Genomic DNA, 14,452 nt, shown 5'->3' with positions numbered 1-14,452 from the left:
CACTAAATAAATAGAAAGTAAATTTTCAGTTGAGAAAAGTTGTTGCAAAATTGTCAAAATCTCTTCATGCCATCTTCATATAATCTGAGTACTATAGAAATAGTAGTAATTAGTAAATAGTCTTATTTACTAGAATGCAGGTGAAAGCTATGTATAATTTAATGAGCCAATTTAGTTCGTTTGTTAGCAAACCTTTTTTTATTATTGCTAATAACCTAGAATCATTGCCAATAATCTTTGCACTGTTATTGGGGATTGTAGGAGCACTGGCCCCTTGCCAGCTTACTGGGAACATCAGTGCCTTGACGCTATATGGTAATCGATCTTTTCAACAGAAAATTGTTTGGAAGGATGTATTGTTTTTTACTTTAGGTAAGGTAGCAGCCTTTTCATTATTAGGGTTTCTGGTTTGGATATTAGGCAGAGAAATTCAAGATGAACTCATTTATTATTTTCCTTGGATTCGCAAGATAATGGGGCCATTATTAATAATTGTTGGAATTTATATGTTAGGACTTATTAAATTGAATGGGACCATTAATTTATTTAAAGGTTCGAAAGAATATAAACAAGAAACGCCATTTGGTTCTTTTATGTTAGGATTTAGTTTCTCATTAGCTTTTTGTCCAACGATGTTTATTCTGTTTTTTGTTACCTTAATGCCGATTGTATTATCAAGCTCATATGGGTTTATTCTGCCTTCTATCTTTGCATTTGGGACAGCGCTGCCGCTAATTGTATTTATACTTATTATTTGGTACCTAGGCGGTGGAGGCGTATTAATGAAAAAAGGAAGAAAGTTTGGTATGTTTATTCAAAGAACATCGGGCATATTAATGATCCTCTTAGGAATATTTGATACCCTTACTTACTGGTCTCTATAAGGATGTTTTCTTGTTTCCTAAAGGGAAAGTATAGATTTTGGCACCCTGTTGATTTGTGCGGAAGGTGCGAGACTCCTGCAGGAGGACGGGACAGGGGAGACCCCACAGGCGCTTTAGCTCGAGGAGGCTTCCCGAACCGCCTGCGGAAAGCGAAGCGCCTGGAGCACAAATCAACAGCCCAATTTATCACGGCCTTTAAAAAATGTGAGGATAAGGAAAAAATAAAATGAATTTCTGAAAAAGGCTTTACATAGGGTAGGGGGGTATGGTTAAATATAAATATAAGCAATACCTTAATAAAAGATAAATTAGAAAGGGTGTATATAAAATGGAAAAAGTTACATTAAACGTACAAGGAATGTCATGTGATCACTGTGTAAGAGCGGTTGAAGGAAGTGTTGGTGAACTTAGCGGAGTAAACTCTGTGAAAGTTAATTTAAAATCAAAAACAGTCGATGTTGAATTTAACAACCAAGAGGTTTCACTGGACAAAATAAAAGAAACAATTGATGATCAAGGTTACGACGTAGAGTAAAATACGAAAGGATACGTGCTAATATAAGCACGTTCTTTTTACAAAAATATATACCCACGCGGGGTATGAGAGGTGACTTTTATGAGTCAAAGTTTAAAAGAAACCAACTTACAGATTTCCGGTATGACATGTGCGGCATGTGCTACTAGAATCGAAAAGGGCTTAAATAAATTAGATGGCGTAGAAACTGCAACAGTTAATCTTGCTTTAGAAAAATCAGCCATTAAATATAATCCAGAAAAACTAAAGGTTGAAGACATTGAGAAAAAGATTAGGGACCTTGGATATGAGGTTGTTACTGAGAAAACAGAGTTTGATATCACAGGGATGACCTGTGCAGCCTGCTCTGCGCGTATAGAAAAGGGTCTGAATAAATTAGAAGGTGTCGTTAAAGCAAATGTGAATTTAGCACTAGAAAAAGCAACAGTCGAGTATAACGGTACTGCTTTAACGCCTAATGATATTATTCAAAAAGTAGAAAAGCTAGGATATGGAGCACGTGTAAAAGAAGAAGCAAAAGAATCAACCGATCATCGTCAAAAGGAAATTAAAAAACAAACGAATAAGTTTATTATTTCTGCCATTCTTTCACTCCCTTTATTATGGGCAATGGTTGGTCACTTTACGTTTACTTCTTTTATCTGGGTTCCAGAAATATTTATGAATCCATGGTTCCAATTGGCTTTGGCCACCCCAGTTCAGTTTTTAATTGGCGGCCAGTTCTATATAGGGGCTTATAAAGCATTAAAGAATAAAAGTGCCAATATGGATGTACTGGTAGCTTTAGGTACTTCCGCAGCCTATTTTTATAGTTTATATTTATCGATTATGTCGATTTCGATGGGTTCTCACTCACTTGAGCTTTACTATGAAACAAGTGCCGTCCTCATTACCTTAATCATCTTAGGAAAGCTTTTTGAAGCAAAAGCTAAAGGACGTTCCTCAGAAGCGATTAAGAAATTAATGGGACTTCAAGCTAAGAGTGCAACAGTTGAAAGAAATGGGCAAGAACAGATCATTCCACTTGAAGAGGTGGTCGTAGGGGATATTCTCTATATTAAACCAGGTGAAAAAATACCAGTTGATGGGACCATCATTGAAGGGAATTCTGCCATTGATGAGTCCATGCTGACTGGTGAAAGTGTTCCTGTTGACAAAACCTTCGGTGATGATGTGATTGGGGCTACACTAAACAAAAACGGATTCCTTAAAGTTGAAGCGAAAAAGGTTGGCAGGGATACAGCATTAGCCCAAATTATTAAAGTAGTGGAAGAGGCACAAGGTTCAAAAGCGCCAATCCAAAGACTTGCCGATAAAATTTCTGGAGTATTTGTACCAATCGTTGTTGGAATCGCCGTTATTACTTTTATAATCTGGTTTGTGTGGGTTGCTCCTGGAGACTTTGCGGAAAGCTTAGAAAAAATGATTGCAGTTCTTGTTATTGCCTGCCCATGTGCACTAGGACTGGCAACACCAACATCTATCATGGCTGGTTCAGGTCGTGCTGCTGAGTATGGAATTTTGTTTAAGGGTGGAGAACATTTAGAAATGACCCACCGTATAACTACTGTGGTTTTAGATAAAACCGGTACAGTCACAAACGGAACACCTGTTTTAACAGATGTTTTCACAAATGGATTATCAGAAGATGAATTTCTATCATTCGTTGGCTCTGCCGAGAAACAATCGGAACATCCCCTTGCACAAGCGATTGTTAAAGGTGTTAAGGAGAAAGGGATTGGAATAAAAGAGGTTACAGAATTTGAAGCTATTCCTGGTTATGGGATTAAAGCAAGGGTTGACGAAAAAGAATTATTAATTGGTACAAGAAAGCTAATGAATATGTTTAACGTGGATGCTGCCGCTGCTTTAGGGAAAATGGATGAATTAGAGAGGGTAGGAAAGACAGCCATGCTTGCCGCGATTGATGGTCAATATGCAGGTACTGTTGCAGTTGCTGATACGATTAAGGAAACGTCAAAAAATGCGATTACCCGCCTGAAGGACATGGGGCTTGATGTCATTATGATCACTGGTGATAACCAGCAGACTGCGTTAGCGATTGCTAAACAAGCGGGTATTGACCAGGTAATTGCAGAAGTTCTTCCAGAGGGAAAGGCAGATGAAATTAAGAAATTACAAGCACAAGGTAAAAAAGTAGCTATGGTCGGAGATGGAATTAACGATGCACCAGCATTAGCGGTTGCAGATATTGGGATGGCTATAGGTACTGGAACGGACGTAGCAATGGAAGCGGCGGATATTACCCTTATTCGCGGAGATCTAAATAGTATTGCTGACGCTATCTTCATGAGTAAGAAAACCATCACTAATATAAAGCAAAATCTTTTCTGGGCACTCGCCTATAATTCACTCGGGATCCCGTTTGCAGCACTCGGGTTTTTAGCTCCTTGGCTCGCTGGCGCAGCAATGGCATTCAGTTCGGTATCCGTTGTTCTTAATGCTTTACGATTACAGAAAGTAAAACTATAATTGTGAAACTTCTTCGTTCAACAAAAAAGGCTGACACATAATTGTCAGCCTTTTTCACATTTTTCACTATCTTTAACTATTATACTTATCTTATAAGGAATCAAATTTACTAGGCTGGGTGAAATAGGATGAATCATATTTTGCTGATAGAAGATGAAACTAGTGTGTCTACAGTGATTAAAGGCTATTTGGAAAAAGAGGGTTACATCGTCCATAGCGCAGCAACAGGGTTAAAAGGGTTAGATATTTTTACTACAGAAGATTTTAAATTAATTATTCTTGATTTAATGCTTCCTGATATAAGTGGAGAAGAGATATGTAAAATAATCCGGCAATCCTCTGATGTGCATATCTTTATGCTGACAGCAAAGGGAGCATTAAATGACAAAATAGAAGGATTAAATATTGGTGCGGATGAGTATTTGGTGAAGCCATTTAGCCCTAGAGAATTAACAGCTAGAGTTAATGCCTTATTTAGGAGGATAGGATCTAAGTTTCCATCATCGAAGATAATATTTAACGATGGTTATTTATTGATTGATTGTGATAAAAGATCCGTTCGAATATTGGGGCAAGAGATTCCTTTTACACCTAATGAATTTGATATTATTTGTGCGCTGGTTACGGCAAAAGGAAATGTGTTATCTAGGGAACAGCTGATTGATAAAATCTTTGGAGTAGATTTTAATGGCTATGATCGAACCATTGATGTGCATATAAAAAATATCCGTAAAAAGATAGAACAAGACACGAAGAACCCTAAATATATCATTACGGTAATGAAAGCAGGATATAAGTTTGGCGGTGAGAAGTAAGTGCAATCTATCAGCAGAAGATTAAGTATTTTATTGGTACTATCTGTTGTTTCAGCCATCCTGCTGGTTACTGTTTTTGTTAATATGACGGTTTCCAATAAATTTAATGAATACATGATTGATATCCAAAACAAGAGGTACGACAGAATCGTATCTTATTTTGAGGAAGCCTACAAAAGGGAAGGGAAGTGGACCCCAAAAACAGGTATCGAATTAATGCATGAGGCATATATGGGCAACTATTGTTTGACGCTTTTAGATAGCAGCAAACAGGCCGTTTGGGGAATGGATCCGGATGACTTAAATACTCAAATCCATATTGGAGAAATGACTGGGCATGATGGCGGTATTTATTCAACGAAGACATTTGAAATAAAAGTGGATGGTAAAGTTGTTGGTTTTGTAGATATCGGGCAATATTCATCAGTGCTTTTGTCGGAGGAAGATTTAACCTTCAAGTCATCTATCAACAAAAGTATTATTGTCAGTGGTGCACTCGCTCTTATTATCATCATTAGCCTGAGTCTCTATTTTTCAAAACAATTTTCTACCCCGATAAGAGAAGTAGCTAAAATGTCTGTAAGTTTATCACAAGGTAACTTTAATACAGAATCTAGTATTAAAAGTAATATTGTAGAGTTAGAGGATCTAAGAAAGAGTGTGAATATACTTGCCGGAAAGTTAAAGTATCAGGACACCCTTAGAAAAAGGCTGGTGTCTGACATTACGCATGAGATTAGAACCCCATTAAACATTTTACAGAACAATCTTGAGGCTATGATTGATGGAATTTCTCCTGTAACAAAAGAAGGATTAAATTATTTAAATGAGGAAGTCATTCGGTTTGGAAAATTAATAAATGACTTAAATTTATTAAAGGAATTTGAATCAGAGAGTATAAAGCTAAATTATGAACCTATCTTCCTGGATCAATTAATTTCAGAGATTTGCAAGGATTTCTTAATGGGTGCTGAAAACAAAAAGATAAGTATTGAATATGAGATTCTCCCAGATGAATATCAAATCATCGCAGATAAAGATAAAATGAAACAAGTAATAATAAATATATTATCAAATTCACTGAAATTTACCGAGGAAAATGGAAAGGTGCTTATTAAACTATATAAAGAAAAGAAAAAGATCATTATCGAAGTGATTGATAACGGAATCGGGATCAAACAGGAAGACTTACCTTTTATTTTTGAAAGGCTGTATAGAGGGGACATAAGTAGAAATCAAATTGAAGGCAACGGTATTGGATTAACGATTGTTAAGAATATCCTAGAACTTCACAATGCTAAGATTCAGGTTGCAAGTGAGGATGGCAAAGGTACTACTGTGAAGATTTATTTAAATGAATGAGCTTTGATAATCAAATCGATTACCAAAGCTCTTTTTTTATTATTTAAGGTATTTAGCTCTTATTTCTTCTAAGTTTACCGAATTTACATCCTCTACTACTTCAATAATTCCAAGTAATTTTTGTTCATTTAGGTAGACCCCATAAGAGCCAATATTATTAATAGTAAAATCAATATTATTGATGCCTTTTGAGCCTGTAAAAACGGTAACAATCTGCATAGTGGAGGAATTCAATATCATAAAATAACCGTCAGCATTATCAAAGGTTGTTAAGTCCAGAGTCATTTTCGTATGCAGACCTTTATTAACCACCATTATCAGCGGTTCAAATTCATATCCAGTCCCTTTTATAGTAATACTCTGCTCAGTAGAAGTTATTTCTGCTTTTTTAACCAAGCGCTCTGTAGCAGTCTTGCTAATATCTTCACCGTAAATACTTGCCTGTGTTGGTGCGGCACTCTCTGCTTGCGCAGTAACAGCAGTATCAAGGCCATCGCCATCACTACTTTCCGCAGTAATTGCCTCAAGGTTATCTACTACCTTAATGACACCCCGCTTCATTCCCATCCAGCAGCTAAAGTTTAAATCTTCTTCACCAGGAGTAAATTCAATTAAGTTATTTCCACTTTGCAGCTTCTGTTGAATATTCATATCTGGTACAACGATTGTATTGTTACAGCCAGTAATCTCTTCGCCTTCAACAACCCATTTTACAGGAAGGCCTTTTTGTACATAAAGTGTATTCGGAGTATAGCCGCTGACTTTCGCACTCATATTTAAAACCTGAACACCATCTTTAATAGTTGCTTTAATTGCCATGGATGATTCAGATGAGCTGTTAGACTCCCCGAACGCTCCAACATTAGCCATGATACCCATGGGGTTCAAATTCATTCCTGCTAGAGCAAGACCTCTATTACTCATAAGAAGACCAAGCATTATGATTAAAATACCGCTGAATTTGAGGATTTTCTTTGTATATCCTTTACTTAATAATCCTGATAATGCACCGAACGTTAACATTAATGGAACAGTACCAATTGAAAACACGAACATAGAAAATGCTCCAGCAGCTGCACTTCCAGTTCCTAATGCAAAGATTTGCATAGTTTGTAAAGGTCCGCAGGGCATTAATCCATTGAGAAGTCCAACAAAAAATGGGGCTCTTGGTTTACTCATGGCTCTGCATGCTGCATTAGGTAATTTAATTTGTAACTTCCTGAAAGCTTTAAATCCTGCCATATTAAAGCCCATCATAATCATGAAAACACCAGCAAATAGCTGTAAACCGGCTTTTACTGTAAGAGAAAGAGCGAATATCGAACCTATTGCACCTACTATGCCGCCTAGGAGCGTATAGGCGATTACTCTTCCGGCATTATATAAAAGAGCCGGCTTTATGGCCTCGAATTTGTTTTTACTCTCTTTTCCAATACTCTGTGAGAGCATAATCCCGCCGCACATTCCCACACAGTGAATGGAGGTAATCACACCTACAACAAATAACACAGCATAAGAAGCGTTATTTAGTTGTGATTCCATATCATAAGCTCCGGAATTGATTCCTAACAGCACAACCGCCGCTGCCGCGATTAGAATGCCAATAAACTTAAAGTCTTTTGGATTTTCTGTGCTGTAACCCACACTATGAATGGCTGATTTTATTTCTTTCATGTTACAACGTTCACCATTATATTCAATCTCAGCATATTGACCACTAAAACTAGCCTTTACATGTTGTACTCCATCTACTTTTTTTACTGTTCTTTCTACCCGCTTTTCACAGGATGCACAAGTCATTTCATATACTTTAATGGTTTCTTTTAGAATGGTCATTAAGTTCCCTGCCTTTACTTGTAATGCTAATTAATAGGTAAAGTATAGAGAACTTTTGTGTTGATGATATGAAGAAAGAGAGTATGAAAGTGAACAATTTGTAGACAAAAAATAACCAAATTTTGAACAATGTTAATCATTATTAAATGTTCATACTATAAAAAACAGGATGAAAAGAGGAATCAACTTGGAACCTTTTATGCCTCAATTAGTATACTTTGAACCTAGAGCATTAGAATACCCTCTTGGAAGAGAACTGAAAGAGAAATTCGAAAAGTTAAATTTAGAAATACGAGAGACTACTTCGCATAACCAGATACGTGATTTACCAGGGGATAATGAACTTCAAAAATACCGAAATGCAAAATCTACCCTAGTTGTGGGAATAAGGAAAACGCTGAAATTTGATACTTCCAAGCCTTCTGCAGAATATGCGATTCCGCTGGCCACTGGCTGCATGGGGCATTGCCATTATTGCTATTTACAAACAACACTTGGCAGTAAACCATATATTCGAACATATGTAAATCTAGATGAAATTTTTGAACAAGCCCAAAAGTATATGGATGAGCGAAAGCCGGAAATTACGCGGTTTGAAGCTGCTTGTACCTCCGACATCGTTGGATTGGATCATCTTACACATTCCCTAAAAAAAACTATCGAATTCATAGGACAGTCAGAATTTGGCTTGCTGCGGTTTGTTACGAAGTTCCATCATGTAGACCATCTACTTGATGCTAACCACAATGGGCGGACTCGATTCCGTTTCAGTGTTAACTCACGTTATGTGATAAAAAACTTTGAACCAGGTACATCTTCCTTTGAAGATCGTTTGTCAGCCGCAAGGAAGGTAGCAAAGGCAAATTATCCACTAGGGTTTATCATAGCTCCTATTTATTTACATGAAGATTGGAAGGAAGGCTACCGTGAATTATTCGAGCGATTAAGTGAAGAGCTTACTGGAATTGAAGTGCCTAATTTAACCTTTGAACTCATTCAACATCGTTTTACTAAACCGGCAAAAAATGTCATTGCAAAGAGGTACCCAAAAACGAAGCTGGAAATGGATGAAGAAAAGCGTAAATACAAATGGGGCAGATATGGAATTGGCAAATATGTTTATCCAACTGAAGAAGCGAATGAGTTAGAAACCACAATACGCAATTATATAAATGAATTCTTTCCAAATGCTGTTGTTGAATATTTCACATAAAAAAATTTTCTACTTGTACACTGTACTATTTTTTGAGGCTGCTGCTTAAAAATGTAACAATGAGTTACTTTAGGAGTGGCTGCCATGAAAATAGACGGTGTTTTTTCTGGGGGAGGAATTAAAGGCTTTGCCCTAATAGGGGCCATCCAAGAAATTGAAAAAAGAGGTTTTCAATTTGAAAGGGTTGCTGGGACGAGTGCAGGATCAATTGTAGCGGCATTAATTGCTGCGGGTTACCGGAGCGGTGAAATGGAACAACTTCTTGACGAACTGGATCTAACTAAATTTCTTGACGCAAGGAAAATGATTATTCCTTTTCCACTGGCAAAATGGCTGTTTGTTTATTGGAAGTTAGGATTATATAAAGGGAATGAGTTAGAAAAATGGATTGAGGAAAAATTAGCAGCCAAAGGGGTTAAAACATTTTCAGACCTGCCTCCTCAAAACCTAAGAATCATTGCTTCAGACCTTTCAAACGGCAGGTTAGTTGTGCTGCCGGATGACTTAGTTAAATACGGTATTTCCCCTGGCTCCTTTTCAATTGCAAAAGCAGTGAGAATGAGCTGCAGTATTCCGTATTTCTTTGAACCTGTGAAATTGAAATCTATGGATGGAGTAAATGTTTTGGTCGATGGGGGAGTATTAAGTAATTTTCCAATGTGGCTTTTTGATCGGGAAAATCTTCAAAAAGTAAGGCCGGTAATTGGGATTAAGTTAAGCGCAAGTGAATACGAGCACGAAAAACATCAGATTAAGAATGCCATTCAATTGTTTGGAGCATTATTTGAAACAATGAAGGATGCACATGATTCACGTTATATTTCTAGGAAACATGAAAAAAATATCATATTTATTCCCACTGAGGGTGCATTGACCGTCGAGTTCCATTTGACAGACGAAAAGAAACAGGAGTTATTCGAATTAGGTCGGAATTCTGCAGAAAAATTCTTTAGGTCTTGGTGCTATTAACTTTCCAATCATGCCCATTAAAAAATCGAGCGTTTATAACGACGCTCGATTTTTCTTTTTGCCTTTTTTACCATCGATGACTGTTAAGTGTACAGGGGATTTCTTTTTTGTCTTCTTGCTTTTCTTTAAAGACGTAAGGGAACCAAAAGATGTACTTTTTGGAGAATTTTCTCCACCTTTAGTTTGTAATCTTTTTTTCGATTTCTTAGCTGCTTTAATAAAAGCCTGCTGCTCTTTATTTCTAGGGTTCGATCTGCGAATTAGCCTAAAAACAAAATATATGGCCACACCGATCAATGCGAACACTGCGATATTCTTTAGAAAACCAATTGGATCACTTGTTAATGCTCCAATAATGCCAATTATCCCTAAAACAATAACACTACCAACCAAAGGAACGGAAATCCGATTTTTCAAGAAAGCCACCTCCCTAACAGCATCATAATCATTTTCTTAATTTTTTAAACTCATAAATAATAATGTTTTAATAAATTTTTAGCTATTAGCTGATATATAAACTCACTCTGTGTTGGTTCTTTTGTATTACTTCCAAAGAAACAGAGTGAGATTACCAAATATAAATATTAATTGTATGTACTTAATTTTATTCTACTTCATATATGAAAAAACCTCTAGGAAGACATAATATTTCCAATTAAAAAATTTATTCTATGCAAGTCATTAACGGAGAAAGGGCATAATATGGTTGAATTCTACTCTATAAATAAAAAAACACCTTTAAAGGAGGTTTTATTATGGTTAACAGTAAAGAAAAATCCAATTATCCAAAACCTATGTCTTTTTCAACAGTTGTTTTTTGGACGGGTTTAGTTGGTGGTCTGTTTTGGGGGACTATTGGTTTATTAGCATACTATTTTAATTTTACTGAAATTCGTCCTAATATTATATTGGACCCATGGGCATTAGGGGACTGGAAAAATAAATGGCTCGGCACTGTAATTTCAATCATTTTACTGGGGATATTATCGGTGGGTGCAGCATTTGTTTATTCTATTGCCTTAAAGAAATATAATGGTATTTGGTTAGGTTTAGGGTATGGTATTGTACTTTTTCTGCTCGTATACTTGGTATTGAACCCGATCTTCCCTGACATGAAGCCATTTTTAGACTTAAGCCGTAATACGGTTATTACGTCAGTATGTATATATCTTGTATATGGATTATTTATAGGGTATTCGATTAACTATGAGTATGAAATAAACCATATGGAAGAAAATGAGACAGCATCTTAACGCTTTATTAGTCTTTAGAGGATGAGATGTGTTAAAATAATGGTTGATATTATTGAAGAAGGCATTTTTTTGCTGCTGGAATACATACGGGAGAGTGGAAGAAGATGGGAAAGATAGATAATTTAAGATCAAGTTTTTCTACATATGGAATTGATGGTTTTTTAATTACAAGCCAATACAACCGTCGCTATATGACAAACTTTACAGGATCGGCTGGAGTAGTTCTCATAAGTTCTGATAAAGCGCAATTTATTACGGACTTCCGGTATGTTGAGCAAGCTTCGACCCAATGCGAAGGATATGAAATTGTCAAAATGACAGGGTCGCTGGTTGAAGAGGTAGCAAAGCAAGCAAAAAAACTGGGAATTAAAAAGCTTGGATTTGAAGAGGATCATTTAACATTTGCTACATATAAAGCTTATGAAAAAGAAGTAGAAGCAGAACTTATTCCTGTTTCAGGTGTAATTGAAAAGTTACGCTTGATTAAGACTGACTCAGAGATTAAGATATTAAAGGTGGCAGCAGATATTGCCGACGCTGCGTTTAAGCATATATTGGATTTTATTCGTCCAGGGAAAACGGAGCTCGAAGTATCCAATGAATTAGAGTTCTTTATGAGAAAAGCAGGAGCAACTTCTTCTTCTTTCGATATTATTGTTGCGTCAGGGTATCGGTCAGCACTTCCACATGGAGTTGCAAGTGACAAAGTTATTGAAAAAGGTGATTTTGTTACTTTGGACTTTGGTGCCTATTATAACGGCTATGTATCTGATATTACACGAACTGTTTCAGTAGGAGAACCTGAAGCTAAGCTGAAGGAAATATACGACATTGTACTAGAAGCGCAGGCAAGAGGAATGGCTGGTATAAAGCCTGGAATGACAGGTAAAGAGGCAGATGCACTGACAAGGGATTACATAACTGAAAAAGGTTATGGAGAATATTTCGGTCATTCAACCGGTCACGGAATTGGTCTTGAAGTCCATGAAGGTCCTACACTGTCATTTCGTTCAGATATCGTACTTGAGCCAGGCATGATTGTGACTGTTGAACCAGGTATCTACATACCAGGTCTTGGTGGTGTTCGGATTGAGGATGATACTCTCATTACCAAAGACCATAACGAAACTTTTACTCATTCAACTAAAGAACTTATTATTTTGTAGTAGACATAGGAGGATAAAACATGAGTATTTCTGTTAATGATTTTAAAACCGGTTTAACTATAGAGGTTGATGGCGGCCTATGGCGCGTTCTTGATTTCCAGCATGTTAAACCAGGTAAAGGCGCAGCTTTTGTCCGCTCTAAGCTTCGTAACCTTCGTAATGGTGCGATTCAAGAAAAAACATTCCGTGCCGGTGAGAAGGTTGAAAAAGCACAAATTGATAATCGTAAAATGCAATATCTATATGCAAGCGGCGATCAGCATGTATTTATGGATATGGAATCTTACGAACAAGTAGAGCTGCCTGCAAACAATATTGAGTATGAATTAAAGTTTCTAAGAGAAAACATGGAAGTTCATATCATGATGTACGGTCATGAAACACTTGGAGTAGAACTGCCAAACACCGTTGTTTTAGAGGTTACTGATACGGAGCCAGGAATTAAAGGTGATACTTCTTCAGGGGGCACCAAGTCAGCTACACTTGAAACAGGGCTTACCGTTCAAGTTCCGTTCTTCGTTAACCAAGGAGATAAATTGATTATTAATACCACTGAAGCTTCCTATGTTTCTCGCGCATAATAACAATAAAAACTAAGACCGAATATTAGGTCTTAGTTTTTTTTATATCAACTTTACCTATTGTGAAAACTTCACTAAATAGTAATAATTACTTTCAATTCAAGTGATTAGTTTTTGCTAAAATAAAGTAGAATAACAAACCTATAAACAAAGGGGTGACACAGCAATGAAAAAAATCCTATCTCTCTTGTTTCTTTGTACGGCTATTGGCCTCTTAGCTGCAGCATGCGGCAACACCAAAGAGATGAATGTAACTTTAGATAGTAAACATCTGCCATTACCAGATTATGTATTGAATTCTTCTGATTTAGTTCAAGAAACATACGCATTGGTATCAAATTATCCAGAGGTTGTAGCTGGTGTTCCATGCTATTGCGGCTGTTATGCACAAGATGGACATGAAAGCAATCTGGATTGCTATATTGATTCATTTGGAGAAGATAAAGCCGTAACCGGCTGGGACCCAATGAGTATATCCTGAGACGTCTGTATAGATATCGCCCGGGAGGCGGTAGAAATGCATCTTGACGGTAAAAGCCCTAAGAAAATATATGACTTAATCACTACTAAATATCAAGATTTTGGGGAACCAACTCCGACGCCGGAACCAAAGTAAGGGATAACCTATGAAAAAAATACTTTATGGCCTTTACATCGTTATAATAATAGGGATTATTATATGTATCGTAAATAGCAATATTTTCAGCAGTAAGAATGGTAAAGCCATAGCTGCGGGCGAAAAGATATATAACAAGCAGTGCCTGATTTGTCATGGGGAAAATGGCAAAGGTGAAGGAAAAAATGCTGGAACGGCTATTAATAATCAACAGTATCTAAATACGGTTAATGACACCGATATTTTTAATAGTGTTAAATTTGGCAGAGAAGGTACAGGTATGCCAAGTTATGGACCAAGACTTTCAGATGAAGAGTTAAATAATGTTGTTGCGTATATTAGGAATTGGCAGTCTGAGGAAATTAACTTTGAAGCACCTAAAACAATTGCTGGAAATATTGTTAACGGCGAAAAGCTTTATAATTTATATTGTATTAACTGTCACGGTGAAGCAGGCAGCGGTAAATTGAAAATGGGAACAGCGCTAGCAAACCGCCAATATTTGAAATACACCACTGATAAGCAGATATGGATTAGTACTGCTTATGGTCGTGATGGTACCCGAATGGCTCCAACCTTAAAAGGTCTCGACGGCGTCAGACAGCTTCAAGAAAAAGAAATCACAGATATCGTAACGTATATCCGTTCTTTAGAAAGATAAATAATGAGAACCCTGAATCTTTGGATTCAGGGTTTTTCTTGTGCTTGATCTTAAAGTGATAATTTAAC

At 36.7% G+C, this 14,452-nt stretch carries 14 protein-coding genes; 12 read left to right on the top strand and 2 right to left on the bottom strand.

Features of this window, described 5'->3' with window-relative positions; genetic code table 11:
* Positions 1-149 precede the first annotated feature (149 nt).
* The 5 genes from H0184_RS07185 to H0184_RS07165 all read left to right on the top strand — a co-directional run bounded on the left by H0184_RS07185 (position 150) and on the right by H0184_RS07165 (position 6,089).
* Positions 150-884: an urease accessory protein UreH domain-containing protein gene (locus H0184_RS07185; RefSeq protein WP_221822971.1), complete on the top strand. Its 735-nt coding sequence runs from the start codon at positions 150-152 to the stop codon at positions 882-884.
* A gap of 328 nt (positions 885-1,212) precedes the next feature.
* Complete coding sequence (gene copZ / locus H0184_RS07180; RefSeq protein WP_221822970.1) at positions 1,213-1,419, top strand: copper chaperone CopZ; 207 nt, start codon at positions 1,213-1,215, stop codon at positions 1,417-1,419.
* A gap of 81 nt (positions 1,420-1,500) precedes the next feature.
* Positions 1,501-3,912: a heavy metal translocating P-type ATPase gene (locus H0184_RS07175; protein WP_221822968.1), complete on the top strand. Its 2,412-nt coding sequence runs from the start codon at positions 1,501-1,503 to the stop codon at positions 3,910-3,912.
* 128 nt (positions 3,913-4,040) lie between these two features.
* On the top strand, positions 4,041-4,727 hold the full coding sequence (locus H0184_RS07170) for a response regulator transcription factor (RefSeq protein WP_221822966.1): 687 nt from the start codon (positions 4,041-4,043) through the stop codon (positions 4,725-4,727).
* Positions 4,728-6,089: a sensor histidine kinase gene (locus H0184_RS07165; RefSeq protein WP_221822964.1), complete on the top strand. Its 1,362-nt coding sequence runs from the start codon at positions 4,728-4,730 to the stop codon at positions 6,087-6,089.
* A gap of 39 nt (positions 6,090-6,128) precedes the next feature.
* Here H0184_RS07165 and H0184_RS07160 read toward each other — a convergent pair whose 3' ends face one another.
* On the bottom strand, positions 6,129-7,925 hold the full coding sequence (locus H0184_RS07160; protein ID WP_221822962.1) for an urease accessory protein UreH domain-containing protein: 1,797 nt from the start codon (positions 7,923-7,925) through the stop codon (positions 6,129-6,131).
* A gap of 187 nt (positions 7,926-8,112) precedes the next feature.
* On the opposite strand from H0184_RS07160, the gene splB reads away from it, so the two are divergent.
* Together splB and H0184_RS07150 are read left to right on the top strand one after the other, a co-directional pair.
* Entirely contained in the window at positions 8,113-9,138 is a 1,026-nt protein-coding gene (splB, locus tag H0184_RS07155) for a spore photoproduct lyase (protein ID WP_221822960.1), read from the top strand.
* A gap of 84 nt (positions 9,139-9,222) precedes the next feature.
* Positions 9,223-10,107 carry a patatin-like phospholipase family protein gene (locus H0184_RS07150; protein ID WP_221822958.1) on the top strand — a complete coding sequence of 295 codons (885 nt, stop codon included), beginning with the start codon at positions 9,223-9,225 and terminating at the stop codon, positions 10,105-10,107.
* A 33-nt stretch (positions 10,108-10,140) separates the two neighbouring features.
* On the opposite strand, the gene H0184_RS07145 is transcribed toward H0184_RS07150, so the two are convergent.
* Complete coding sequence (locus tag H0184_RS07145; protein WP_313771729.1) at positions 10,141-10,533, bottom strand: SA1362 family protein; 393 nt, start codon at positions 10,531-10,533, stop codon at positions 10,141-10,143.
* A gap of 329 nt (positions 10,534-10,862) precedes the next feature.
* Between H0184_RS07145 and H0184_RS07140 the strand changes: the two genes are divergently transcribed.
* The 5 genes from H0184_RS07140 to H0184_RS07115 all read left to right on the top strand — a co-directional run bounded on the left by H0184_RS07140 (position 10,863) and on the right by H0184_RS07115 (position 14,384).
* The gene (locus H0184_RS07140) at positions 10,863-11,360 is read left to right on the top strand and encodes a YqhR family membrane protein (RefSeq protein WP_221822956.1); all 498 of its coding nucleotides are present in this window, start codon (positions 10,863-10,865) and stop codon (positions 11,358-11,360) included.
* Positions 11,361-11,464: 104 nt separating this feature from the next.
* Positions 11,465-12,526, top strand: coding sequence for a Xaa-Pro dipeptidase (gene pepQ, locus H0184_RS07135; RefSeq protein WP_221822955.1), 1,062 nt, complete (start codon positions 11,465-11,467; stop codon positions 12,524-12,526).
* Positions 12,527-12,546: 20 nt separating this feature from the next.
* On the top strand, positions 12,547-13,107 hold the full coding sequence (efp, locus tag H0184_RS07130; RefSeq protein ID WP_221822954.1) for an elongation factor P: 561 nt from the start codon (positions 12,547-12,549) through the stop codon (positions 13,105-13,107).
* A gap of 166 nt (positions 13,108-13,273) precedes the next feature.
* Complete coding sequence (locus tag H0184_RS27600; protein WP_313771728.1) at positions 13,274-13,723, top strand: PCYCGC motif-containing (lipo)protein; 450 nt, start codon at positions 13,274-13,276, stop codon at positions 13,721-13,723.
* 10 nt (positions 13,724-13,733) lie between these two features.
* Entirely contained in the window at positions 13,734-14,384 is a 651-nt protein-coding gene (locus H0184_RS07115; RefSeq protein WP_221822952.1) for a c-type cytochrome, read from the top strand.
* Positions 14,385-14,452 lie beyond the last annotated feature (68 nt).

Origin of the sequence: Neobacillus niacini (assembly GCF_019749295.1) — a bacterium.
GTDB classification, from domain to species: Bacteria; Bacillota; Bacilli; order Bacillales; family Cytobacillaceae; genus Neobacillus; species Neobacillus niacini_D.
Note: the sequence above shows the minus strand (reverse complement) of the source record. Positions and strands in the feature narration are given on the sequence as shown.

Bases quoted from the DNA above. Each gene is read 5' to 3' on its own strand.
- H0184_RS07185 (WP_221822971.1), top strand. From the start codon at position 150: ATGTATAATTTAATGAGCCAATTTAGTTCGTTTGTTAGCAAACCTTTT.
- copZ (WP_221822970.1), top strand. From the start codon at position 1,213: ATGGAAAAAGTTACATTAAACGTACAAGGAATGTCATGTGATCACTGT.
- H0184_RS07175 (WP_221822968.1), top strand. From the start codon at position 1,501: ATGAGTCAAAGTTTAAAAGAAACCAACTTACAGATTTCCGGTATGACA.
- H0184_RS07170 (WP_221822966.1), top strand. From the start codon at position 4,041: ATGAATCATATTTTGCTGATAGAAGATGAAACTAGTGTGTCTACAGTG.
- H0184_RS07160 (WP_221822962.1), bottom strand. From the start codon at position 7,925: ATGACCATTCTAAAAGAAACCATTAAAGTATATGAAATGACTTGTGCA.
- H0184_RS07150 (WP_221822958.1), top strand. From the start codon at position 9,223: ATGAAAATAGACGGTGTTTTTTCTGGGGGAGGAATTAAAGGCTTTGCC.
- H0184_RS07140 (WP_221822956.1), top strand. From the start codon at position 10,863: ATGGTTAACAGTAAAGAAAAATCCAATTATCCAAAACCTATGTCTTTT.
- pepQ (WP_221822955.1), top strand. From the start codon at position 11,465: ATGGGAAAGATAGATAATTTAAGATCAAGTTTTTCTACATATGGAATT.
- efp (WP_221822954.1), top strand. From the start codon at position 12,547: ATGAGTATTTCTGTTAATGATTTTAAAACCGGTTTAACTATAGAGGTT.
- H0184_RS07115 (WP_221822952.1), top strand. From the start codon at position 13,734: ATGAAAAAAATACTTTATGGCCTTTACATCGTTATAATAATAGGGATT.